Raw genomic sequence first — 24,222 nt, forward strand, 5'->3', positions numbered from 1 at the left:
GAAATACGACAAATATAGGGGCGATTGCGTCAGAAATGCAAGCAGACAGTCCTTAAAAAAAGATTGGAGCGCGATAATACCGAGGGGAAGATTTCGTATCGTTAGGGCAGTTGAGTTGTAATTAAAAAAGACAGGGGCCAATATCCAATATCAGCCCCTGTGTTTTGCTATTATTTCAACTTATCTTTTACACTTTTAGCATGATCTAAGTGGTTTCTAAGTGTTGGTAGAGTTTTATCTACAAACGCTTTCAGCTCGGTATCTTTAAGGTTTTTACTAGCGTCCTCAAACAGTTTGATATGCTTTTCATGGTCTTTAACCATATCTTCAATATACGATTTATCGAAGTCTCTGGGCGACTTTTTGGACAATTCATCCTTCAAATTTTGTTCATCTTTACCCGAGGTGGCTGGTAGCGTGATATTTTTTGCTTGTGCAAGCGTTGCAAGTTCATCATTTGCTTTGGAATGATCTTTAACCATCATTTCGCCGAAGGCTTTTACCTCCACATGCTGGCCTTTTTCCTTTGCCAGTTTTCCAAGTTCTACCTCAGCCATGCCACCGTTTGCTGCTTCAGTAACGAATTTTGCATCGTCTTCACTGACAGCAACAGGCGTCGTTGCCGTATTATTATCGTCTATGTTTTCTGGTGCTTTTGTTTCGTTGATACTGTCTGCTGTTTTTTTGCTGTCGTTATTTGCATTGCCGCAACTTTGGACAGCAATAATAGAAAATGCAATTGCTAGGGTCAAAAATATTCTTTTCATGATCTTATGAGTTTTGATTTCTAGATAAACAGTGGTCAAAACAGTATCGTTTCAAAAAAATGACCAACGCAACTATTTCATATTACATTCACGCGTTTTTTAGCTTCAAAAATTTAATAGTGATACCCAGCTGACCCAAGTGGTAAAAATCGTGATGGATAAGGCCTGTCAGGAGGTATTTGAGGTTATGCGGGAAATCAGGATTCGCATGTTTATAGGGTTGTTCGAGGAAGGAATCGTCTTTGCCGTTGAGAAAGTGAATAACGTGTCGCTGACTATCCCTGAAATCTTCCAACAGCTTTTTCCAGCCTGTTGTCTTCAGTTCGTCATTCGTTCGCCAATTCCTAGCTTCGTTCATTTCGAGTCCCCGTGGATTTCCCTTCAAACGGCTCACAACCTCCTTACGCCATTCAATGAGATGCGACATCAGTTCCGCTACACTATGCATTTCTGGGATAGGACGCTCATAAACAGATGATTCGGTAACCGTAGCTAATTTTTTTTCAAAATTTTCATCGATCCATAGATCGGCGTACTCCACATCCTTTAATTGCTGAATGATATCTTTTATCAGAATAGTGCTCATAATGACTTAGTTTTAAAATGATTAAGTTTAAGACTTTAGAAATTAAACCGAACTATACAGGAATTAGTTTTAACCAATTGTGTATTCGCTTAAAATGCTAACATTGTACTGAAGAATTTCAGCTAGCAACGCTGGAATAGTTGCGGTGTGAAAAGGTTTTAGGGAAGATGTAATCAGTAGACAAACTATTATTTGCTGAATCGTGTCCTTCTATCGAGATTTCCTAGAAAAGGCAATCGCTTTATGATCCGGGCTCATACCCGCGTTTTATGGTCCCGAACACTCGTATTGAAATGGCTGATCAAAGATCCACAGCACGTCTGTCTGTCAACGAATTAATTAAACAGGCTAAATTGTTAGAATCCGAAGAGAAATTGGAGGATGCTGTCAAAAACTATCATACAGTTATCGCAAAAGATAAGCTGCATACCGCTGCATATAATCGGCTCATGATTGTATATCATAGGTAGAAAATGTACAAAAAAGAGCTAAGTACGATAAAGAAGGCGCTCGCTGCCTATGAAAATGATCTGTTGAAAGATCAGCGCAAATGGAAGAAGCTTAACGGTGGGACAGCCGACTTAAGTCAGCGTTTGGCCAAAGTACTGGGATTAATGCACGAGGATGGCCTTCCAAGATATGAAGAACCGCAAGTCATGGCTTGGAGAAAGCGTTTGGAAAGGGTAGAGCAAGTTATCAAAAAGGCAAAAGGTGTAAAGACCTAGGCGCTTTTTTTTTGTTATAAAATCGTAAACGAAATTGTAGCTGCTGCTGTTCAACTATAAAACTCATTAGTTTTAATAAGTCGATATTGAGCCGAAACCCATTTTAGAAATGACAATGAAATACATATTCTGTACAGTTGAAACCCCCAAAAATTCAAATGCCAAATACAATTATGAGCCAAAATGTGGCGGATTTGTTCTGGCAAAATACCTTCCTTTGGGCTCAGTTTTCCCCTATGATTTCGGTTTTATCCCGGGCACCGTAGGAGAGGATGGTGACCCCTTGGATATTATCGTTATTTCGGAACAAGGGACGTTTCCTGGCTGTATATTGAAATGCAGAATAATTGGTGCAATAAAGGCGATACAGCAGGATAAAGATGGGGACACTGTCGAAAATGACCGGTTTTTGGTTGTACCGGAGGCTTCAGCCGTCTTTGGTCACATTCATCGTGTCACCCAATTGCCTGAAACCGTGCTCGATGAACTGCAACAGTTCTTCATAAATTATAATAAACAGGAAGGCAAAAATTTCCAGCCTTTGAAAATTCTAAGTGCTAAAGATGCATGTAAGGCGATAGAAAAAGCAAAAAGTAACAGCCAGGCCATCAAAAAAATTGAACTTTTTCTTCCACTCTACGATGCGTCGGGAACACCCTTCTCCGCTCAACTATTTCAGGATATTAGTAAGCAGCTCATTAAAGACTTTGGCGGGATAACAGCTTATACGCGTGCCCCTGCCATTGGTATATGGGTCGATCCTAAAAAACAGCCAATTAAAGACGAGAATGTGGTTTATGAAATCATGGTTGCTGAAATCGACCATGCCTACTGGAAACAATTCAAGAAAAAACTCGAATTACAATTTGCCCAAAAAGAGTTAGTTATTAGGCAAAGTGAGGTCGGGCTACTCTAGTCGCTAGATTAATACTGTAGATCTGCTGGAATGTAGACCAGTAGGCTTATAAATGCTATTTAGCTTGAAGCGTAGGTGAAGGGGAAATCAAAATAGAAAATAGATCCCTTATTCTTGGCGCTTTGAACGTGTATCTGTGAACCATGTTCTCGCAGGATTTCTGCGACCAAATATAGGCCGATGCCAAATCCAGATATGTTAGAAGTATTTAGGTTATCCACCCGATAGAATGATTTAAAAATATTCTTTTGATGTTTGGGCTCGATTCCAATCCCTTCATCCTGAACATATATACGTACTTTTTCGCCTATTATCTGCGTGCCAATAATGATCGTCCCACCATAGGGAGAGTAATTTTATGGCATTGTTAAGTAAGTTGGCAAAAACCTGATCCATTTTGGGCCAGTCAGCTAAAATATGAACGGTGGGATCACAACGCTGTTCAATGCTGTGCCAATTCGTTCCCAAATCATTAATACAGTCCCGCATTAATTTGTCAAGCTGAAAAGTGGTTTGGTGAAGTTGCAATTTTCCTTCGTCTACCTCCGTTATACTAAGAAAATCCGCAATCGTGAGCATCATTTTTCTCACTTTGAGATTCGATCTTAGTTCCTATCTGGGCACTTTTTTCACCAAATATAGTTGCATGCTGTTGCATCATCTGCGTATTCATCAAGACTGTGGTGAGCGGTGTTTTGAGTTCGTGGCTTGCTACGGATATAAACGCATTTTTTCGCTTCTCCTCCTGCTTTTTCGGTGATATCCCGTGCAATTTTTGATACTCCAATGATCTCGCCGAGATTGTTTTTTATGGGGATATCGTCAGCGACAAATCGATCAATTTGCCTGATTTTGTCTGCCGAACAGTTTCAAAATGCTTGATGGAATGCCCCATGCGGATTCGCCCCAGAATATAATCTTCTTCAGAATGCATATATCGTGGAATTAATTTTAGGATGGACTGACCAATCATTTCCGCGGTTGAATAGCCAAAGAGATTCGTCGCAGCGTCGTTCCAGCTGGTTATGATACCGTCTAGTGTTTTTCCGATAATCGCGTCATAGGATGAGTTAACAATGACTGCAAGTCTCCTGAAGACGTTATATTGATGCTTATCATTGATTTTAAGGATGATCTTGATACAGAAGATATTACCGAAGCAATTGCCCGCATCCGTACACACATTAAAACCGAATTTCAATTTATCCATTATGTCATTATCCAACCAGAGTAAATATTAAACGCCAATTAACCTTGATAGCTATTTTAATAGCAGCGGCTTCGTTTTGCAAGTGAGCTTTTGCAAGGACATCGCGGAGGCTTATGCCAAGATTGCAAAGAACACAGCCTTGGCTAGCACAGTAAAATGTATTGTTGGGCTATCTTTAGGATGGATAACCGAGTTTCGGAACTTTATCGAAAAATTATGTAAGAAGTAGAAGAATGACAATGTAAAGATGTAAGTTTGTATATCACCAATATTAAATTTAAGGTTATGCTATATTTAGGAATTCTGGTCTTTTTGGGACTTATTACATTATTTGCTTCATTTTATACGGTAAAACAAGAATCTGCGGCTGTGATAGAAAGGCTGGGTAAATTTTTAAAAGTAAGTCATGCTGGTTTGCATTTAAAAATTCCGTTTTTGGATCAGATCGCTAAGCGGCTGAATCTTAGGATAAAGCAATTGGATGTCATAATTGATACCAAAACATTGGATAATGTTTTCATTAAGATGAAAGTTTCTGTTCAGTATCAGGTAATCAGAGATAATGTAAAAGACGCGTATTATCGTCTGGAGAATCCCGAAAATCAGATTACATCGTATGTTTTTGATGTTGTACGTGCTGAGGTTCCAAAAACAAAATTAGATGACGTTTTCGTAAGAAAAGATGATATTGCCATTGCCGTAAAAAGTGAATTGCAGGATGCGATGCAAAGCTACGGTTACGATATTATTAAAGCATTAGTGACAGATATTGATCCTGATGAACAGGTGAAACATGCTATGAACAGGATCAACGCTGCTGAACGCGAAAAAACTGCCGCAGAATATGAGTCTGAGGCACAAAGAATACGAATTGTTGCCGTTGCAAAAGCTGAAGCAGAATCTAAAAAATTACAGGGGCAGGGGATTGCAGACCAGCGAAGAGAGATTGCGAAGGGACTGGAAGAATCGGTAAAAATGCTGAATGCGGCCGATATCAATGCACAGGAAGCTTCTGCATTAATTGTTGTGACGCAACATTATGACACGCTGAATGCCATTGGAGCCAATAGCAGAAGCAATTTGGTCTTGCTTCCAAATTCGCCAACAGCAGCAAGCACTATGCTGAATGATTTGGTAGTTTCAATGGCCGCGGCACAGAAGATTGATGGACATAATAGTGCGCAATTGCCTGAAATTCCTAAAGATGGCGGTCTTTAGGGATAGAAATCCGAAGAAGCTCTTCCATAGACGTATTATCTAAATATTGATGTAACTGAATTCCTCAAAAGCAGGATATGGGATAAGATTACTAAGGGTACCACCAGGTTGGGCAATAAAGCATATGGAAATTTTAACATAGCAATATTTGGCTGATCATAAGCGATCAATTGTATAGGAATTGGGGATGACAGTATTCCTAGAAGAACAACAATGAGAACTGAGCAAATACCGAATATGTTCCATAATCTGAAAATCTGGAAATTGAAAATTTTACGAAAGAATATGCCCGTTATCAAAAATATTAAGGCAGTAATTCCGAAAACTATATCATAATTGCAGCCAATAAAAGTCATTTCTCGCGGCAGCATTTTTTTTTTGTATAAAGCATAGAGAATAAATTCTACTGGAATACGCAAGATATGGATCGCCAAAAGCAAATACATATTTATTTTTGTATTAACCAATAGTATCGAACAACAGACGATTGTTATAACTGTACCCAATAGAATTAAGGCGAACGATGGGGGAAATTGTATAAAGAACCCTGCAACAGCGGCAAATGATATGAAGAGCGACCAAATGATATAAACTCGCGTAGAAAGTTTGTGGCGTACAGCGAACCAAAATAATACAAAACAACTTATTGTAATAGCTATAAATAGATTCTGCATGATTAAAAAGCATATATCTTATAAAACTAAAGTATAAAAGGCCTAAAATACTTGCCTTAGGGCAAGTATTTTAGGCCTTTTATACTTTTGACCAAAATGAGAATATCATAACGACAGATGCTCCGAGCATTGGTCATTATCGAGAAAATTTTATTTAGCTTCCCTCAACAGGTATTTAGGAGAGCTTTTACTTCGTTACCTCAAAACGATTTGCTCCATAATTCAAGTTATTCAGTGATAAGCCCATTGCGAATAGTAACTAATAAGCTACGAATTCTAAGTGACCATTTACAGATATTTAATCATCATTTAAATAATTAAATGTGTCTTTATTTTTACTGCCATATACAAGGGTATGCCTTCAAAACATACCATGGTTTAACAAGTAAATTTAAAGACAATGAAAAGATTAATGATGGGTTTGGTAGCAATGGTGATGCTATCATCTGTTGCTTCGGCCAAGACAGCCGCAACAATAGTCAACGGAAATACATCTGTGAAAACAACTTCCCAGCGCCTGGCTAACAATACGGTTAGGTTTACCGAGGCAACCAAAGAAACGAATGCGGCATTCGTACGCTGTAATTTTAAAGTAAGTATTTATAGCTGTGATGGTGTTTTATTAGGCAGCGCTGTCTACACAGATTATGCTTCTTCAGCTGGCGGCTGTGCTAATTTCTTTGCAGCAATGCATGACTGGGTTGCAAACAACTAAACCTTTATTCATTCTTACACAAAAATAAAAGCGGGGCTTTGACCCCGTCTCTCTAAACTAAATTATCATGCGTAAATATTATATATTCTTTTTATTTCTATTCTTTTCCAGATTATCTTCTGCACAGCGGCTTCATGCGATATATGAATACATCCCATCAGCCATGGCTACTTTTAAAGAAGATGTCTATTATGATGGAACAGTGAAGATTGCTGTTCGTGATTCGATGCCAATACGCAAGCAGGAGCTCAACAAAGATGGCGATGATGAAGTAGCGTCCTCATTTTCGATAACAATCGGATCTGGCAAGAGGTATAACAGGGTCGTGATCCATCAAAATAAGGCTGACCAACAGCTAGAAACCCGTTCCATTCAAGGTGTTAACTATTTGGTGACGGACAAATTTCCGGCATTGGTCTGGAATACCGATTACACCGATGTGGATACGTTAGGCAAACATGTATGCCACAAAGCAACGGCCTCTTATCGTGGAACTACTTTGGTCGCTTATTATACCAATGATATTCCCGTACCTGTGGGACCATCGAAATTTGGTGGCTTGCCGGGCCTTATTGTGATGCTGTATAACGAAAGTGCCAATCCGAACTATTGGTACCTGAAGGAGGTAAATTATCCCTATGCGGGAAATATTCCCGTAAATGATAAATATATCCAGTCTTTACCCAAATTGAGCCTGGAAGAATTTGTCAAGAAAGACGACCAGATCAATGAAGAGCAAATGCGTATTATGTACAGCAAAATGCCAATGATGGAAGGTGTAAGCGTTGATAAGCAAAAAGTTAGAGGTAGTGTAGAGCAAGTGTATGAATGGGAGCATCAATAAGCGGATAGCGGCTTTATTCAGCTTTTGTCTGTTGTTTATGGCCGTACATGGACAGGTTGTTATCCATGGAAGCGTTAGTACTGAGGGAAAAGCGTTAGGAGGGGTACGTATCGATTTACGGCGTGATGGCGATAACAAAATGTTGGCTTATACGTTTAGCGACGGCCAAGGCAAATATCATGTGCAAACGGCCCAAAGTGGACCATTTACATTGCTATTCAAGGCGCTGAGCTTTAAGCCAGCTTCCCTTTCGATTACGCCTACGCAGGCCGACACGCTGATTGATGTACAGTTATCAGCAGGAGGGGTGGAGCAATTGCAGGAAGTGATTGTCCATTCCAAAGGCCCCTACCGCCGGGGCAGAGATACCATTGAGCTTGCTGTGAAATCCTTTTTGCAGGGTGACGAGCGTACAGTAGAGGATCTTCTTCGAAAGATTCCCGGCATTCAGGTGGGGACCGATGGGAGTATCAAAATAGGCAATAAAGAAGTAGAAAAAGTGATGGTGGAAGGGGACGATTTTTTTGAAAAGGGCTATCGCCTGCTGACACAAAGTATGTCCGTTCGTCCCTTGGAAAAAATTCAGATATTGCAGCGGTATTCTAATAATAAACAGCTGAAAGGTATCGAAAATTCGGACAAAATTGCACTAAATCTGCAACTTAAGGAGGAAAGCAGGGCACAGTGGCTTGGCTCGGTGGATGCGCAGGTGGTTCCCATCGGTCCAAAATATTATCAGGCCAATGCGAACTTGATGAATTTTGGAAAAAAGAACAAATATTACCTATTAGGTGCTGCTAACAATAATGGAGTCGATGCCGTAAGCAGTATTAACCACCTGATCCAGTCTGGTTCTCCTGATGAACCAGGTCAGATTGGTGTCGGAATAACAACACCTACTTTGATAGATAATACGCCAAATTTGCCCGGTTTTGATTATAAAAGAACGAATTTCAATAACGATAAGCTGTTGTCCTTGAATACCATTTTAAGTCCGACCCCACAGTTAAAGATCAAATGGCTGGGTTTTGCAAATCCTACTAAAAAATCATTTTATCGAAATACCGTGCAGAATTATCATTTGGAGGATATTCAATTTACCAATACCGAAGATTATCAGTTTACCAGAAACATCGATAACTACTTCACGAAACTGGAATTGCAGTTGGAGCCCAATAAGCGCACACTGTTGAGCTATTCAGGCACACTAGGTTCTCTGAGAAAAAATGATTTGGGTGCATTACTGTTTAATGGTGTTCAAAGTGAGGAACTGACCAAAAGTAAAGGATATTTGACCAACCATAGTATGAGTTATAGCTACAAATTTTCGGAGCGGGATGTACTGGTCAGCTCACTACGTTGGATAAAGCAGCAGTCGCCATTGGACTACAGTATCAATCAATACTATTATGAAGACTTGTTTGGAGGTAAAGATATCCATGCGGTAAAACAACATATTGAAAATAATCTGCAGTATCTGGGTGCTACTACACACTATGTAAGCCGAAAGAAAAATGGCGATTTTTTTGAGTTGGCCTTCAATATGGCCTACCAGCAGCAACAGCTCAACACCGAATTGAAGTTGTTATCAAATCCAGACGAGTTGGGTGGGACAGCAGCATCTCCTTCGGAATTTTCCAATGCGATGGACTTAAACGTGTTTCAGACGAACCTTATTTCCAAGTATACCTTTAAACGAAATAAATGGGAATTGACACCCCGCTTGCAGGCAGGTCTTGTACAGAACAGGTTTACAGATTTTGGGAAACCCAAACATAAAAATAACCTGTTGCTTTCTCCAGGACTATCGGGAAAATGGGTTATCCACCCAAAAGGGCGACTGGAAACAGATCTCTATTTTCAGCAACAGAATACCTCACTCACCGAGCTAATTCCCCATTATTATACGACAGGGGTTCGAAACTTTATTCGGGGAACGGATAATCTAGCGACCTTAAGTAGTTCTGGTGGCACGCTGATGTACACCTATGGCAGCATGACAGATCGTTTTTTTGCAAACCTCTCGGCCGGACATCAGATTTTGTTTGATTATGTTGGTACAAAAAGCAGTTTAGACCCCAATTTTAGCCTTGTGCAACAAGTATTGCTTAAAAACAAAAAGAGCAGCAATTACAAGGCAGATCTCAATTATTACCTGAAATTTGTAGGTGGAAATTTCCGTCTGGACTTAGGTGCAAACACGGCAGATTACGAAACATTGGTGGTGGGCGTGGGCAATCGTCAAATTCACACAGAGACATACGATTATGGACTATCGTTTAGAAGTGCATGGAAATCCAGATTGAATATTTATACAGGTTATGCCCTGCAGTCGGTTACTTATCGGTCAGATAGCAAAACTACACTCAATAATAGCCGCGGATTTCTGAATGTATTTTTGAATATGGGAAAAAATATACAGTGTAATCTAAAGAATGAATCCTATCGCTTTGGCAGTTTCCTTGGGCAGGATTCCAAGACCTATTATTTTTCGGATTTCTCTTTATCTTATGAATTGCCGCAACATAGGACAAGATTTACTATGACAGCAAAAAATATTTTTAATACTCGCTTTTTCAGAAATGCTGAATTGACAGACCTTTATAATACCAGCACCGAATATAAACTTTTGCCGGGTTATATCAGTTTTGGGGTAGATTATAGCTTTTAAGTTTTATCTCGAAACCAGGACATAACATATCCTCGAAGATGAATAATTATTTCAGGATAGGCCTGCAACCGTTGCTTTTTATTACAAGTTGATTTCATCCGAAATTAGATTGTCAATAAAAACGCTTTGATCAATTCAGCGGTTTCAATAGGTTTTTCCGCAAGAATAAAATGGCCACAGTTTTCAATTTTTTTAAGTGTTAGATTACGGGTGATTTCCGGTAAAGAATGTAGAAGTAGGTCATAGCCACTTGCACCAATCGCCAGGACTGGCATTTCTAATTTACTGTAGCTCGCGTAATCTTTAATATCCTGTGGAAAGGCTTGATACCATGCATTGGAACAACGAATAGCATCTTTATTGTCATAAGCTTCACTATAAACAGATTTATCAAATTGGCTTATGCTATCTTTATTAATCAGCAGGTTGTCAAATAACCAAGAGATGACGATTGACATGCGCCCCTCAAGTAACCTTTCCGGTAATTCTTTGACTTGGTTAAAAGCTAGCCACCATGGATATAGATAAGTTCCCCCCAAAACAGGTAGCATAGGAAGCTGATACATGCTTGGGTCTGGATGTGGTGTATCCAGCAGTATCAATTTACTAGTTGCTTGAGGATAATTACAAGCAAAACTAAAAGCAACATGTGCACCGATATCGTGACCTGCAATAAAAACGCTGTCCAAGCCTAAATGCTTTACTAATTTGTAGATATCCTTGGCGATGTTCTTTTTGTCGTAACCATTTTCCGGTTTATCTGAGCTACCCATTCCTCTAATTTCAACTACAAATACTTGGTTGCTTTCTGCTAATATAGGCATTACATGATGATACGCCCACCATGTTTCTGGATAACCCGGAATAAGAATTATGGGGTCTCCTTTGCCTCCGTGAACATAATGGATTGAAATGTCATTTATTACGATAAAATTGCTTGTGAAGCCGGGTACAAGTTTAATAAGTTCTTTGTCGGAATATGCTGTTTTCATGATAAAAAGATATTTATAGCGACCATTGATTTTCTATAGACAAATTTAAACTGTATTTTTACAACCAACAAGTATGAAGTATACTTTATACTTGTGATATTTTTTTAAACTATTGATTATCAAGTGAAATTAATTGGTCAACTAGCGAGGGAAGCGAACATACCTATTGGAACTATACGTTTTTATGAAAAGAGTGGACTCATTTCTGGCAAGACAAAAAAGGATATAACATCCAATAACTACGTTTATTATGATGATGAAGTAACCGAAAAACTGAGGTTCATAAAGATGGCAAAAGCTGTAGGTTTTACGTTAGCCGAAATTAAGCAGGTTATTGATGCATGGTATCAAAAAGAGCTAACTCAGACAAGTAAAATGGAAGTGCTCGATCTTAAATTGAAACAGATAGATGCTAAGATAAGGGAACTTAAAGTAATGAAAAAGCAAATCGAACAATGTAAAAGCAATATCCAAAATGGTTTAAGTCGATAACCTATGTTTCCGGCTTTACCTACTCCTAGCTCATTGAAATGAAAAAGATGAAAGAATACAAAATTGCTATTGGATTGTCAACCGTATTGTGTCTAATTGCCTTTTTTATTAGAGATCGGTTACAACCCAAATTATAGGTGAAAGCCCCTTGTTTAAGGATAGCTGGCGTCTACCTGGCCAGGTTTTACCAACACTGATTTTTATTTTCTCTTTTGGAATTCTCGCATTTCTGTATCTGTCAGTCAAAAATTATTGTAAAGTATCTTCGGTAAGAAATCAACGGCTTTCCCTTCTAATTATCAGTACTTCGGGACTTATATTGTGTTGGGTGCGCGTGGTTTATTTAAAATTTAAAGTTGCTCAGATACGAGACCTGTTAAGAAGGGCTGAGTTTACTTCGGATGGTGATATACCCAGCGTTCGGTTTCAAGATATGCATCTAGAGTCTTATCTCTTAGTAGGCTTACCTGTTGGCTGGCAACTAAGTATTATTATTTTTAGACAATCTACAAATCCTAAACTTTAATTCCCCTCTGAATGCTTAATGAGAGAGGGATTTCGTACTATGAACTGCATGAAAGTGTAGAACATCCTGCGGTGTTGTCATAGCTAGAAGGACGTTTGACGGAAAATTCCGGAAATAACTCTTGGTATGGATTTTCTAATGCTTGCGTTAGTTTCATTAACATCGCTGTTTTTCCAGCATTAATTTCTTCAATACATTGGTAAAGCAGATAGTTCCGCAGAATAAATTTGGGGTTTGTTTTTTTCATTAAATCCAGGGACTCAGCTTTTGAAATTGAATTTGAATGCAAGCGGGATTGATACTGTTCCATGAAGTCTTTAAGTCTGCTAAGCTTTTCTTCATTTAAAACAGCGTAAGCTACTGGGCTAAAATGTTCATGTAAATCAGTTTCTGGAGTTATTTTTTCCAATTGATTGAAGAATAAGGTATGATCCAATGCGAGTTCTTGCATTAAAACCTGCCAGTTGCTAAAAAACACCTCATCTTCCTTTTTTGGCCCATCAAACCCGAATTTTTTGCAGAGCATTTTGTCATGAGCTTCCCAAAAATAAACGCCAAAATTATTTAGGGTGTTTTCAAGGAATTTTTCATCGTTGATGATAGGTTGGAGGGCATTCGCAAGTTTCCATAAATTCCAGTTTGCAATTTGTGCCTGCTTTCCAAATGCATATCTCCTCCCTGGTAGATCCGTGGTATTGGGCGTGAAATTTAAATTATATTCATCCATCATTGAATAGGGGCCATAATCGATCGTTAGGCCTAAGATCGACATATTGTCTGTATTCATTACCCCATGCACAAAACCTGCTCTAAACCATTCTACCATTAAGTCTGCCGTGCGGTTACATACATTTTCAAAAAAATCTTTATATTTCTGCTGATCGGATGAAACAATTTCAGGGAAGTAATTTTCAATAGTAAAATCAAGCAGATCCTGTAATAAGCTGTGCTCCCCCTGAGCAAACATCAGTTCAAAATGTCCAAAGCGAAGGAAGCTTTCAGCGGTTCTGATCACCACGGCTCCTTTTTCGTATTTTGGGTTGCCGTTGTACATGATATCCCGAAGAACATCTTCTCCCGTAAAGGCCAGGCTTAAGGCCCTGGTAGTAGGTATGCCCAAGTGATACATGGCTTCACTCATCAGGTATTCACGTACAGAAGACCGCAATACGGCTCTTCCGTCTGCACGTCTTGAATAGGGTGTTGCGCCAGCTCCTTTCCATTGAATTTCGGTCTTCTTACCTGCGGCATTTGTAATTTCGCCTGCAAGAATAGCCCTACCATCGCCCAGTTGTCCGGCCCAGTTACCAAATTGATGTCCCGCATAAGCTGTAGCGTAGGTCTGAATATTGTCGGGTAGGTGAGATCCTACCAAAAAGTTAAGGTCCTTTTCTTCAAATTTACCCAGCCCTATTTCCTCAGAAAGAGCCTCGTTGAAAGCAATCAGTTGAGGCTGTTCAAACCCAGTAGGTTCGATCGTAGCAAATAACACTTTTGGCGTGCCTCGCTGTGTAGGATTATTGGAAAAATCTCCAGGGAATTTTTTGAGGAAAGGTTGTTTGATCTGTTCAATATTCATACGGCAAAGATATTAATTATAAAAGATAAAGACTTTCCAAATTATGGAAAGGTCCTGCATATGGTCAAAGCGTTTTCGGAATGACCATGTTGATGGAAAAATCAGTTGCTGTCGAACTAGGCTCGCTAATTATTGCAGTGACTGAACAATTCAGGAAGATCAAAGCCTGTCTAACAGAATACAGAATTCTGTTTTTCTCTAGCACGGTCGTAAGCCTTTTGCAAGAGGTAACAGGCATAGGCAACATCTTGCTTATTGTAAAGGTAAAAACTGATCCATCCTGAATTTTTAAATAGATGATGGTCCTTGATTTTTCCGTCCATCATTAATGATTTTTTTAGCTCTTTATTTAATAAAATGTCCACTAAACCATTGCTATGTACATGTGCGAATTCCTTTCCCGAATAATTGAACGCAGTCTTGCCATATTTATGTATCCCAACGGTCGTCCCGGTCATACGTTCGACATTTTCTTCCAGGTCATCGATCCAATGTAGCAGTTCGGGCTTCGCAATGAACATCCAAAGTCTCATAAGACTATCAAATAGGATGGCTAATAAAGGGATATCCTTTAAAAAGCCAAGTTTTCTTACCACAAAAGAAAACATAGGTTATCGCTCGCTTAATAGTTTAATATGCTCCATTACTCGGAAATGCACATTCCTAGTGATACTTTCTGCCCAAAGGTCATAATACCAAGTCGGGAAGACATGGAGATTATACCAACTGTTCCCGATAAGGGTAGTGGTACCATTTCCACTGTCTTTCAACATAAATTGACCTCTTTTGATATCTATATGTCCCATAATTTCAGGGTCTTTGGGTTGATCAATGATATCAAAAACTAAGTTTTCATTGACGTCAAATTTTACAATCTTCTCATCGAAAATATATCCGTTGCTGAAAATGCATTTTCGGTTTGCGCCCAATTTATGCTCACTTACCGTTGTGACCATTGGGCTCGGCATTCCTATATTAAAGAGCCAATAGCTTTCCTTCTGAGATATCGGATCGAAGGCGACCACGTGCTGCCATACTTGTGCTGGGCTCGCATGAATCAAGATCTCATCGGAGACCATATTTTCGTGATGATGATCACTCAGGGAGTCAACAATAAAAATTCCAAGTAACAGGCTAACAATGCTTATATTCAATTTTTGATTGCTCTTTTTAAACATTGACCTTCCAATAAAGGCGCCTGCGATAACAAAACCAAAAATAAGGGGGAAACAATTAAGAGGCAAATAATGCCTTCACCTAAGAATATAAAGCTCAGTAAGATAGCCATGAGACTACCCAAGGTAGAGCATGCCGTTATTTGTGTTCCTCTCATGTTGGTATCTTTCCAACACCAAGCCATAATAATACCCATCAACAGTGGAATAATCACAAATTCAGAAAAGACAAGTACACCCACATCCTTGGGCAGCAATGAAGATTGCATACCAATAATTAGAAATGCAAAAATGTTGGCTATTAGAATGCCCTGAACTATTTTAGAACTTCGTACTTTATAAAACGTTTGTTTCAAACTCATCGTATTTGCTTGTTAGGCTTCCCGACTCAGGCTGATCTGATTTTAGCAGCATATTCACACACTGCTTAAAGGCGTTTAAGTGAAAAGGCGATATCGGAGCTAATGCTTTTTTAATTGTTAATGACCAGTGGTGTCTCAATATTTATTTCGGTATTTTGTGCCTTTACCCAGGGACCGGCACAATAGTTCCATTCATCATTCGGGCGACCATTTATGAATATGCCACCCACTTTTGGCTTGCTATCCGTTATACTAAAACTTTGTATGGCTAAGATATTAAATAATTCGCTATTTAATAAATTTTGGAATGCTGCTAAATATAATGCTATTCAATTGAAGCTGATCATAATGTTACAAATACGAAAATGCCTTTGCGTTGGATGTATCCTACTTCTGAATTCGATACAAATCGCGAAAAAGTTGATGAAGCAAGTCTACGACAATGGGGTGGAGTTGATAATGTGGATAAAATTATTTGGTTATTACAGAAATAAGTAAGAAACTCGCTTATAAGATAATGGTAGAAACCGCATTTCGATAAGAACGTTGTGGTAATGCTTGTTCATAGAAATAGACAACTCCAATGAAATTAAGAAAAATTATATTTCTTTTGGTGATTACCCTTTTAGGGCATACGCTCTTCGCTCAGGCAAAAGATGAGGTAAAGGTACTGCAAATCAATATCTGGCAGGAGGGGACTATCGTGCCGAATGGGTTTCCTCCGATTGCAGACGAAATTATTGCCAAGCATGCAGATGTCGTTCTCTTTAGTGAAGTCCGCAATTACAAGGGAACAGATTTTATTCAGCGTATACTCACGGAACTCAAAGCTAAGGGGGCCATATATTTTGGCCAGTCCAGTGACGCAAAACTGGATGTCGGCTTTATTTCCAAATATCCGATTGAATCACAGCATGCGCTTTATGAAAAAGACAGTACGATGGGCGGTGTTTTAAAAAGTAAGATCAAGATTGGAAAGCGTTCTTTTGTATGTTATTCTTTACACTTGGACTACACGAATTATGCCTGCTATTTGCCACGTGGTTATGATGGTGTGACCTGGAAAAAGTTAGATCGTCCTGTTTCAGACGTAGGTACCATTATCGAGGCTAATCGGAAAAGCAAACGTGATGAAGCTATCCAGGATATCCTGAGCGATGTAGAGAAAGGGGATCAATCACAATCGTTTATTATTGCAGGTGATTTTAATGAGCCTTCGCATTTGGATTGGACATTGGCGACAAAAGATCTTTTTGACCATCGTGGGGCAGTGGTTCCCTGGGACTGTTCGGTTTTATTAGAAAAAGCCGGATTTATAGATAGCTTCCGTCAATTATATCCCAATCCGGTCAGTCATCCTGGTTTTACTTACCCTGCTTTTAACAAGGATGTTCCCATTGAGAAATTGGCATGGGCACCCACAGCGGATGTTCGGGATCGGATCGATTACGTTTATTACCGCAGCAAAAAGCCGTTGAAGCCAGTAAAAGCTAACATAGTCGGTCCTGTGGAAACCGTAAAGTATGGGCAGAAGCAGGAAAAAGATAGTGAAGATAACTTCCTGCTGCCCGAAGGTGTGTGGCCAACCGATCATAAAGCGATGTTGGTTATGTTTAAATTCTAGTGCATTATTAGCCATATGAAATATACCGAAATGACCGTAAGTGCCTACGAATGATAATTTATCTGCAGCGAATTATAATTGGTTCGATTTTTAATAGGTTGTACTGTTAAATTTGTGTTTAAAATGATAAGTTTATCATGAACAAATCAAGCTAATGAAAAAGATTAAAAGGTTCGTTTTAGTGGTCGTCGCTCTATGTGTAGTAGCCCTGGTTGTTGTGGTGATAACCAATAGCAATGTAAGGGCTAAAACAGATTCGGTGATTTTCACTGAACTTAAAGATGTGCCAAGAACCAAGGTCGCCATCATTTTTGGCGCTGGTATCAATGGTGATCAGCCAAGTAGATATTTGAAAGATAGACTCGATGCTGGGATTTCATTGTACAAAAACCACAAAGTGGATAAAATATTGCTGTCGGGAGACAACGGAAGAGACGAGTACGATGAGCTTAGCGTAATGAAGTTGTACTGTCAGAAAAATGGCATCGATACCGCAAAAATTTACATTGACTATGCTGGGTTCGATAGCTATTCGACCATGTACCGGGCAAAATATATATTTAATGTTGATACGGCAATCTTGGTAACTCAGAAATATCATCTAAATAGATGTGTTTATCTGGGCGATAAATTGGGCATAAAATCATTCGGCTATAGTGCAGATCGGGGCGCTTACCCGGGGTATAAATATTATGTATTGAGAGAAAACCTATCAGTTACGAAAGCCGTTTTGGATATAATGAGAAATAGAAAACCAAAGTATTTAGGTAAGGAGGTGGATGTAAACGGAAAGTCGAATTATACGAAAGAATAGGTTATTAGATTTTGTAGACCGATAGACCATTTATTATCGTATAATTGTTTGAGAAACCAGGTATTAATTTAATATTAGATAACAGACAAATGAAAGTTATTCTAAAAATACTTTTAGTTATATGTGGGATTGGGATCGCAATTTTCGTGGGTTTTATCGTTATGATTCAGGCCGCTTTTGGTGGTTTTGACAAAGATTATTCCGTAACGGAACTTAAAGAACACTTTGAGAAAAAAAGAGCCGAGATTTATGAAGTCAAAAATTATATAAACAAAATAATTCCACGAGATAAATCTGTTGAAATAGAATTTAGCAAAAACAATACTTTAGGTATTTTTCATTTGAACGTGGAGGCAGGCTTGACAGTAACTGGGATGTGAAAATTAGTTCGAATACAACAGACTCTTTATTGCAAGAACTTGGTTGGACAAGAGGGACTTTAAGGACTCTCAAAGAGAAGTTAGATAATGCTAATTGTATCGGTATTACAAGCGGAGAACCTTGTAATATAAGCTTTCAACGAAGCGGAATGGGGAGGTATTCCTTTAATTTGTTTGATAAACCAATTGCCGATAGCTTAAAAACGGCTTATAATGACGGTTGTACTTACATTATGGTAAATGACAGGCTTGTGCTGGAATTTGGTGGTGGCGCGATTGGAAGTCAATGCTTTTATAATAGGTAGAAAGCTTAGTTGCTAAAAAGAACAGGCCGTATGAAATTGACTATTAAACAATCTTATCATCAACCGAAGAGTTGCTCTTTGGTACCTTAACCATTTATAATTCCTTCAATAAACAAAAATCGTCATGCAGGAGTTTAAAATCATTTTAAAACTTCTGAATTGTTTGACTTGTAAGATCGCGGGATAAGAATGAGCGTTAGAATTAACGAAGTTTAATCTTCTGTAGCGCCAGTATTCTTCTTTCTTTTACTAGGAGCATTCGGGGGATAAAATAGCTAAAGCTAATATCTTCAGGAGTTTGCGGGAATCAAGTTGAATAAGTATTTTCGTATAAATTCCAACTTGATATGAAATTCCTTTTAACCTTTATTTTTTGTTCCTGGTTTTCTTTTTCACTATTTTCTCAGGTTGGGAAAGTAGGCAGGCAGAAAGATCAATTTGAAGCAATTGATTCTGTTCTCGGCCAAGTTTTAAAAGATCATCATGTGGCGGGTTTTGCTGTTGCTGTTGTGAAAGGCGATAAAATAATTTATAATAAGGGATTTGGTTATCGTGATTTCGCGAATAAAAAACCCGTCACACCCAATACGCTTTTTGCAATTGGTTCAAGCTCCAAAGCTTTTACTGCTTCATTGTTAGGTTTGTTGAGAGCAGATGGCAAACTAACATTTGAGGACAGAGCGGTATCTTTACTGCCAACGCTGCGGTTTTACAATGATGAGATGGATAATCAAATCGTTGTTAAAGACCTAATGGCGCATAGGACAGGCTTGTCCCGCTATGATTTATCTTGGTTTCTGTTCAATAGCAAAAATAGAGATAGTCTGATTTCACGGGTCAGATTTATGAAACCCAGTTCAGGCCTGCGAATGAAATGGTTCTATAATAACTTCATGTACCTTGCTCAAGGAATGATTGTGGAGCGATTGAGTGGTAAGACATGGGAACAAAATATACAAGAAAAGTTTTTTACCCCCTTACAAATGACCCGTTCTAATACCGATCTCTTAGCATTTCAACTAGACAGCGATGCTTCTTTGCCCTATACACTTTCCAAAGATAACACGATAAAACTGATTGATTATTATAATATTAGTGGTATGGGGCCAGCAGGAAGCATAAATAGCAGTGCTAATGACATGTCTAATTGGCTCAAGGTTTGGCTCAACCGAGGTTATTTCAATGGAAAAGAAATACTTCCTGCAAATTATATAAATGAGGCTGCGAGCTCCCAAATGGTGATGGATGCAGCTTTACCAGACAAACATAAAGATGTCTTCCTTTCCAATTATGGTTTAGGCTGGATGATTGGCTCCTATAGAGGACATTATCAAGTAGAACATGGTGGAAATATTAACGGATTTTCTGCGAATGTGGCATTTTTTCCAACAGATACACTCGGAATTGTCGTATTAACCAATCAAAACGTATCTAAAGTTCCTACGGTGGTCAGAAATTCTATAGCGGATATACTACTTGGTTTGAATCCAATCGACTGGAATGGTGAAAAAAAGGCTGAAATCGACTCACTGCGCCATATTAAAAAAGAAGAAGAAGAAAAGTTGCCCGTTACAGCGACGAAACCTTCCCATTCCTTAAAACAGTATACTGGTTCTTTTGAAAACCCTGCATATGGAATTATTGAGGTAAGGCTTAAGGATAACAAGTTATACAGTGAACTCGGTTATGAGAGGGTTGTTCTTATCCACCGACATTATGATGTTTTTGACCCACGGTCTGTCGATAAAAATGGGGTAGCAGATACTGAACCAAGTAATCTTCTCTTTAACTTCTTTAGCGATGTGGACGGTCAGATTCAAGGTATAGGAATTCTGTTGGACGGTAGTGAAAAACCAGTTATGTTTGATCGTAAACCCAGTTCTGTTGCTGCATCGCGGTAACAGAACAATCGTATGGACCAATAAGATGAAAGGGAAGGTGCCGATGACACGCTTGAGCCAGTTGCCAGAGAAAGGATGAGGTGTCAAACTGTAATTGAACATACGAAAGCAGAAGATTGGATGGATTTTAGAATTGGCAACTTTAATGAATCTTAAGTATTATAGATTTTGTTATTGTTAATTTATAGACGTATTATGAGATATCCATCTGCAAAAATAATTGATTACAATTGGCATTTTTGAAATAAAATAGCTTTTTTAAAGCATATTAGTTGGAGAATATGAACATCCATTCTAGGTCACAGGATATGATCTCGTTAACCCAAGTGAAAACAACGATTTTATTATAAACCGAATGACTTCTTTACCAAAATTCTTATTAATTGGGGTATTCTTCTTATGGAGCGGAGCCCTTTATGGGCAGGCTACGGAAAATATCGTGCAGGGTAAGGTCGTCAATCCTGATCACGTACCTGTTTTCCTGGCTACAATAAGCTTATATAGTATTGATAGCAAACTGATAGCTAGTTCGATGACAGATAGCACGGGCTGTTTTCGGATTGCGCATAGACTAACGGGTAACTATTATTTGTTGATTAAGCACCTTGGTTATAAAGAGTTGAGAAGCAGTTCGTTTAATCCGTCCAATTGCAACGTTGGGACACTACATCTTCTCCGACAGGAGAATACACTGGAAGCGGCAGAAGTCGAAGGTAAAAAGAAGTTGTTTTCTGTAGATGGAGGTACAGTCGTCTATCAGGTAGAGAATAGCATAGGTTCACAGGATATATCAGCTTTCGATGCTTTGAAGAGATCCCCTGGTGTGCAGATAGAAAACGATACAGACATTACACTCAATGGGAAAAGTGGCGTACAGATCCTCCTGGACGGAAAACAAACTTTTCTTTCAGGAAAAGAACTTAGTGATCTATTGAAATCGATGTCATCCAATAACCTCAAATCCATCGAAATTATCAATAATCCAAGTGCCAGATATGATGCCACTGGAGCTACAGGTATAATCAATATCAAAACCAAAAAAAATCAGACAAAAGGATTAAATGGAAACATTTCCACGGCCTTTGCCTATGGTGTCAGTCCCAAACAATTGGAAAACCTTGCATTTAACTATCGGGTTAAAAGGATTAATGTTTATGGAACTTACAATCATACATTGGGGTATTACAATTACCTTTATGGTACGGATCGCCAGCAAAATGGAAAGTCGTATGACAGCCATACGATCGACGTGGACAAACGTCAGAAAATGGCGGCTCAAGTTGGGGTCGACTATTTTATTGACGAGAAAAATACGGTCGGTTTTTTGGCAAATGGCAATTTTATCTTTGGAGGAGGTCTCACCAATACCGCTACAGCCATTACGACACCGCCTTCCACCACGGTTGAGGAAACGCTGGATGCCATTAACGATTATTACGGACAGAATACGAAACGCTACAATTTTAACCTGAACTACAAATACGAAGATACAATAGGGCATAGTCTAAATATTGATGCCGATTACGGTCTCTTCGGTAAATGGAACAAAAACTTGCAGTCAAATATTTACCGTGACAATCAGTATGTCGTTACTGACGAAAATCTTTACCGTACTCTTAATGATATCGATATTGATCTAAAAGGATTAAAAATAGACTATGCGACGCGGTTATGGGGTGGGAAGTTGGAAACAGGTGCCAAATACTCCGCAGTAGGCTCGAAAAATAACGCAAACTTTTATCATGTTAAACAATCGGAAGATAGCCTAGACAACAGACGTTCAAATGATTTTCACTTTGATGAGCATATCAGCAGTGCGTATGTTGACTACAAACGGTCCATTGGTGTCTGGTCCCTACAGGGCGGGCTGCGACTAGAATATGCTAGTTCCAATGGTACCCTACTTTATCAGGAGTATGGGGCAGGTCTCAACGAACATATCAATAGAAAGTTTACTAACTTTTTCCCCTTTTTTTCCATTGCCACACAATTGACTGCTAAACAGACACTGTCTTTGTCTTATGCCAAACGTATAGAAAGACCAGCATATCAGGATCTCAATCCCTTTGTATATATGCTTGACGAGCTTTCATTCTGGAAAGGGAACCCCTTCTTGGTACCTTCATTGACCCAGCGGTTTTCGTTACTTTATTCCGTGAGAAATTCGACAATAATAGGCATAAACTATGCCTATACAGACCAATTGAATGCAAAAGTAACAGATACACTGGAACAGGATAAAATCATGATGATCAGTAAAAATGTGGGGACACAGCAACATTGGTCGCTGTCACTGACGCAGACTTATTCGCCTAGGCCCTGGTGGGACATGACTTTCAATGGCCTGTTGTATTATATCCATAATGACGTTTCCTTTGACCAGTACCAAAATCTCAACTTGAGGCAGACTGCGGGACGTGCCGGTCTTCTTCAGACCTTCAAAGTCCCCTTTCAGATGAAGGCAGAAGTTTCGGTGGTCTACAATTCAAAACGACTCGGAGGGGCCAATACCATCAGTAGACCGGTTAGTCAAGCGGACATCGCGTTCCAAAAATCTGTATTAAAAGACAAAGCAACAATACGACTGGCTATCACCGACATCTATAAAGGTAACCAAGTTAAATACACGCAAAATTTACCAGGGCTGCTTTCATCAAGTTATGGATACTACGAATCAAGACAGGTACGTCTGAGTTTCAACTATAGGTTCAGCAGTGGAGCGACTAACGATCAACGTAATCGCAAATCGGCTCTCGAAAGCGAAAGCGGCCGTATACAATAAGATATCGGCACCGTTTGTACATATTTATTTTTTAATATTGGCCCTGCAATACATTGATGAATCTTCTAAATTTGAAATCTATAAATTAATAAAGACACGACATGAAGTTTACTATTTTCTTTTTCACATTAACATTTCTTTGCTTTAACTGCGAAGCCCAAAAGCAAGCTGAAATCTTCAAGGTGATGTCATGGAATATATTGCACGGAGCAAATGATAGTGAGGATGGCAAAGCCCTTGCGGTACAGATTATAAGAGAAATAAATCCGGACATCATATTGATGGTGGAAACTTACGGTTCCGGCAAACATTTAAAATAAGGTAAAACGATCTTAAATACATCATACAAGTATTGCTGCGCTTATTTATTTTCATCATTTTTATATCGATTCCTAAATCATGTGATAGAAATATTTTCTTAACTGCTATAAATTTAAAATGTAAAAGGTTGAAAAAAATAGATTACGAACAGTTTGCTGGTAAAAAATGTCAGGAACTTATACAGATCCAGGAAAGATTTAGAGCTCAGTTTGAGCTAGGCAACTATCAGCAATGGTATTATGACGCTGAACTTGCGCTTCTGAGGTTATACAATAACGATGGAGATCAGATTTATCTAAAATATATTCCTATAGGTACTTTTTTGATGAAGAGGATGATTTTGCGGCCTGGTGCGACGAATGTGAAAGAGTCAGAATGAAATATAATGATTGGAACGAAGACTCAGAAGAATTTGCGACGATCAAACTTGTTTGTGAAGAGTGTTATTTTGAACTGAAAGACTTTAATAAGGCCGAGTAATTATATCTCCTATTACAATAATCAACGGATAAAACTAAATTTAAATGGAATGAGCTCGACAGAATATCGAGCTCATTATTACAAATCTAATTAACTAAATTTGTCCAATCTTTTGGGGGCAGTCCATTTAGATAGCCACTTGTATATTCAGCTTTTCGTTCGC

General features: G+C 38.8%; 27 protein-coding genes. 16 read left to right on the top strand and 11 right to left on the bottom strand.

All coding sequences use genetic code 11. The annotated features are described in order from the left end of the window. Nucleotides 1–170: 170 nt before the first annotated feature. Both L1283_RS16270 and L1283_RS16275 read right to left on the bottom strand, forming a co-directional pair. Nucleotides 171–767 carry a DUF4142 domain-containing protein gene (locus L1283_RS16270; protein ID WP_286849063.1) on the bottom strand — a complete coding sequence of 199 codons (597 nt, stop codon included), beginning with the start codon at nt 765–767 and terminating at the stop codon, nt 171–173. A gap of 88 nt (nt 768–855) precedes the next feature. Further along, nucleotides 856–1,353 (bottom strand): DinB family protein, encoded by a 498-nt coding sequence (locus L1283_RS16275; RefSeq protein WP_286849064.1) that lies wholly within the window; start codon nt 1,351–1,353, stop codon nt 856–858. Nucleotides 1,354–1,622: 269 nt separating this feature from the next. On the opposite strand from L1283_RS16275, the gene L1283_RS16280 reads away from it, so the two are divergent. The 3 genes from L1283_RS16280 to L1283_RS16290 all read left to right on the top strand — a co-directional run bounded on the left by L1283_RS16280 (nt 1,623) and on the right by L1283_RS16290 (nt 2,994). Beyond that, entirely contained in the window at nt 1,623–1,823 is a 201-nt protein-coding gene (locus L1283_RS16280; RefSeq protein ID WP_312352744.1) for a hypothetical protein, read from the top strand. 3 nt (nt 1,824–1,826) lie between these two features. After that, nucleotides 1,827–2,078, top strand: coding sequence for a hypothetical protein (locus L1283_RS16285; protein WP_286849068.1), 252 nt, complete (start codon nt 1,827–1,829; stop codon nt 2,076–2,078). Between the two features lie 115 nt (nt 2,079–2,193). Then, a complete protein-coding gene (locus L1283_RS16290) occupies nt 2,194–2,994 on the top strand; it encodes an inorganic diphosphatase (RefSeq protein ID WP_286733434.1) in 801 nt (266 codons plus the stop codon). Between the two features lie 59 nt (nt 2,995–3,053). On the opposite strand, the gene L1283_RS16295 is transcribed toward L1283_RS16290, so the two are convergent. The 4 genes from L1283_RS16295 to L1283_RS16310 are packed head-to-tail and all read right to left on the bottom strand — an operon-like array spanning nt 3,054 to nt 4,204. Then, complete coding sequence (locus L1283_RS16295) at nt 3,054–3,326, bottom strand: ATP-binding protein (RefSeq protein WP_376747323.1); 273 nt, start codon at nt 3,324–3,326, stop codon at nt 3,054–3,056. Further along, a complete protein-coding gene (locus L1283_RS16300; protein ID WP_286849069.1) occupies nt 3,271–3,576 on the bottom strand; it encodes a hypothetical protein in 306 nt (101 codons plus the stop codon). Before L1283_RS16300 ends, L1283_RS16295 begins: the two co-directional genes overlap by 56 nt. Beyond that, nucleotides 3,548–3,766 carry a histidine kinase dimerization/phospho-acceptor domain-containing protein gene (locus tag L1283_RS16305; protein WP_312352745.1) on the bottom strand — a complete coding sequence of 73 codons (219 nt, stop codon included), beginning with the start codon at nt 3,764–3,766 and terminating at the stop codon, nt 3,548–3,550. The genes L1283_RS16300 and L1283_RS16305 overlap by 29 nt, the downstream gene beginning before the upstream one ends. A 36-nt stretch (nt 3,767–3,802) precedes the next feature. Next, nucleotides 3,803–4,204 carry a PAS domain-containing protein gene (locus L1283_RS16310; RefSeq protein ID WP_286849071.1) on the bottom strand — a complete coding sequence of 134 codons (402 nt, stop codon included), beginning with the start codon at nt 4,202–4,204 and terminating at the stop codon, nt 3,803–3,805. Nucleotides 4,205–4,489: 285 nt separating this feature from the next. Between L1283_RS16310 and L1283_RS16315 the strand changes: the two genes are divergently transcribed. The 4 genes from L1283_RS16315 (at nt 4,490) to L1283_RS16330 (ending at nt 10,326) form a co-directional block, all read left to right on the top strand. After that, nucleotides 4,490–5,422 (top strand): SPFH domain-containing protein, encoded by a 933-nt coding sequence (locus L1283_RS16315; protein ID WP_286849073.1) that lies wholly within the window; start codon nt 4,490–4,492, stop codon nt 5,420–5,422. A gap of 1,074 nt (nt 5,423–6,496) precedes the next feature. Further along, a complete protein-coding gene (locus L1283_RS16320) occupies nt 6,497–6,811 on the top strand; it encodes a hypothetical protein (protein ID WP_286849075.1) in 315 nt (104 codons plus the stop codon). Between the two features lie 67 nt (nt 6,812–6,878). Further along, entirely contained in the window at nt 6,879–7,655 is a 777-nt protein-coding gene (locus tag L1283_RS16325; protein WP_286849076.1) for a GLPGLI family protein, read from the top strand. Then, nucleotides 7,636–10,326, top strand: a complete 2,691-nt coding sequence (locus tag L1283_RS16330; RefSeq protein WP_312352746.1) for a hypothetical protein — start codon at nt 7,636–7,638, stop codon at nt 10,324–10,326. The genes L1283_RS16325 and L1283_RS16330 overlap by 20 nt, the downstream gene beginning before the upstream one ends. Nucleotides 10,327–10,430: 104 nt before the next feature. Here L1283_RS16330 and L1283_RS16335 read toward each other — a convergent pair whose 3' ends face one another. Beyond that, a complete protein-coding gene (locus L1283_RS16335) occupies nt 10,431–11,318 on the bottom strand; it encodes an alpha/beta fold hydrolase (protein WP_120334570.1) in 888 nt (295 codons plus the stop codon). A 123-nt stretch (nt 11,319–11,441) separates the two neighbouring features. Between L1283_RS16335 and L1283_RS16340 the strand changes: the two genes are divergently transcribed. Then, the gene (locus L1283_RS16340; RefSeq protein ID WP_286850212.1) at nt 11,442–11,810 is read left to right on the top strand and encodes a MerR family DNA-binding protein; all 369 of its coding nucleotides are present in this window, start codon (nt 11,442–11,444) and stop codon (nt 11,808–11,810) included. Between the two features lie 563 nt (nt 11,811–12,373). On the opposite strand, the gene L1283_RS16345 is transcribed toward L1283_RS16340, so the two are convergent. The 4 genes from L1283_RS16345 to L1283_RS16360 form a co-directional block, all read right to left on the bottom strand. Continuing rightward, the gene (locus tag L1283_RS16345; protein ID WP_286850210.1) at nt 12,374–13,915 is read right to left on the bottom strand and encodes a protein adenylyltransferase SelO; all 1,542 of its coding nucleotides are present in this window, start codon (nt 13,913–13,915) and stop codon (nt 12,374–12,376) included. A gap of 170 nt (nt 13,916–14,085) precedes the next feature. Further along, the gene (locus L1283_RS16350) at nt 14,086–14,511 is read right to left on the bottom strand and encodes a luciferase family protein (protein WP_286850207.1); all 426 of its coding nucleotides are present in this window, start codon (nt 14,509–14,511) and stop codon (nt 14,086–14,088) included. Nucleotides 14,512–14,526: 15 nt separating this feature from the next. Continuing rightward, nucleotides 14,527–15,069, bottom strand: coding sequence for a hypothetical protein (locus L1283_RS16355; protein WP_286850205.1), 543 nt, complete (start codon nt 15,067–15,069; stop codon nt 14,527–14,529). Continuing rightward, nucleotides 15,066–15,452, bottom strand: coding sequence for a hypothetical protein (locus L1283_RS16360; RefSeq protein WP_286850202.1), 387 nt, complete (start codon nt 15,450–15,452; stop codon nt 15,066–15,068). The genes L1283_RS16355 and L1283_RS16360 overlap by 4 nt, the downstream gene beginning before the upstream one ends. A 583-nt stretch (nt 15,453–16,035) precedes the next feature. Here L1283_RS16360 and L1283_RS16365 point away from each other — a divergent pair. From L1283_RS16365 to L1283_RS16400, 8 genes are all read left to right on the top strand, one after another. Then, a complete protein-coding gene (locus L1283_RS16365) occupies nt 16,036–17,076 on the top strand; it encodes an endonuclease/exonuclease/phosphatase family protein (RefSeq protein WP_286850199.1) in 1,041 nt (346 codons plus the stop codon). 154 nt (nt 17,077–17,230) lie between these two features. After that, nucleotides 17,231–17,890, top strand: coding sequence for a SanA/YdcF family protein (locus L1283_RS16370; protein ID WP_286850197.1), 660 nt, complete (start codon nt 17,231–17,233; stop codon nt 17,888–17,890). A gap of 89 nt (nt 17,891–17,979) precedes the next feature. Next, a complete protein-coding gene (locus tag L1283_RS16375; RefSeq protein ID WP_286850194.1) occupies nt 17,980–18,270 on the top strand; it encodes a hypothetical protein in 291 nt (96 codons plus the stop codon). 652 nt (nt 18,271–18,922) lie between these two features. Then, on the top strand, nt 18,923–20,476 hold the full coding sequence (locus L1283_RS16380) for a serine hydrolase (protein WP_286850192.1): 1,554 nt from the start codon (nt 18,923–18,925) through the stop codon (nt 20,474–20,476). Between the two features lie 355 nt (nt 20,477–20,831). Further along, entirely contained in the window at nt 20,832–23,258 is a 2,427-nt protein-coding gene (locus tag L1283_RS16385) for a TonB-dependent receptor (RefSeq protein ID WP_312352747.1), read from the top strand. A gap of 101 nt (nt 23,259–23,359) precedes the next feature. Continuing rightward, a complete protein-coding gene (locus tag L1283_RS16390; protein ID WP_312352748.1) occupies nt 23,360–23,578 on the top strand; it encodes an endonuclease/exonuclease/phosphatase family protein in 219 nt (72 codons plus the stop codon). A 128-nt stretch (nt 23,579–23,706) separates the two neighbouring features. Further along, nucleotides 23,707–23,958: a DUF6882 domain-containing protein gene (locus L1283_RS16395; protein ID WP_312352749.1), complete on the top strand. Its 252-nt coding sequence runs from the start codon at nt 23,707–23,709 to the stop codon at nt 23,956–23,958. Between the two features lie 105 nt (nt 23,959–24,063). After that, complete coding sequence (locus tag L1283_RS16400; protein WP_429626349.1) at nt 24,064–24,153, top strand: IS3 family transposase; 90 nt, start codon at nt 24,064–24,066, stop codon at nt 24,151–24,153. Nucleotides 24,154–24,222 lie beyond the last annotated feature (69 nt).

The organism is Sphingobacterium sp. HSC-15S19 (assembly GCF_050433745.1).
GTDB classification, from domain to species: domain Bacteria; phylum Bacteroidota; class Bacteroidia; order Sphingobacteriales; family Sphingobacteriaceae; genus Sphingobacterium; species Sphingobacterium siyangense.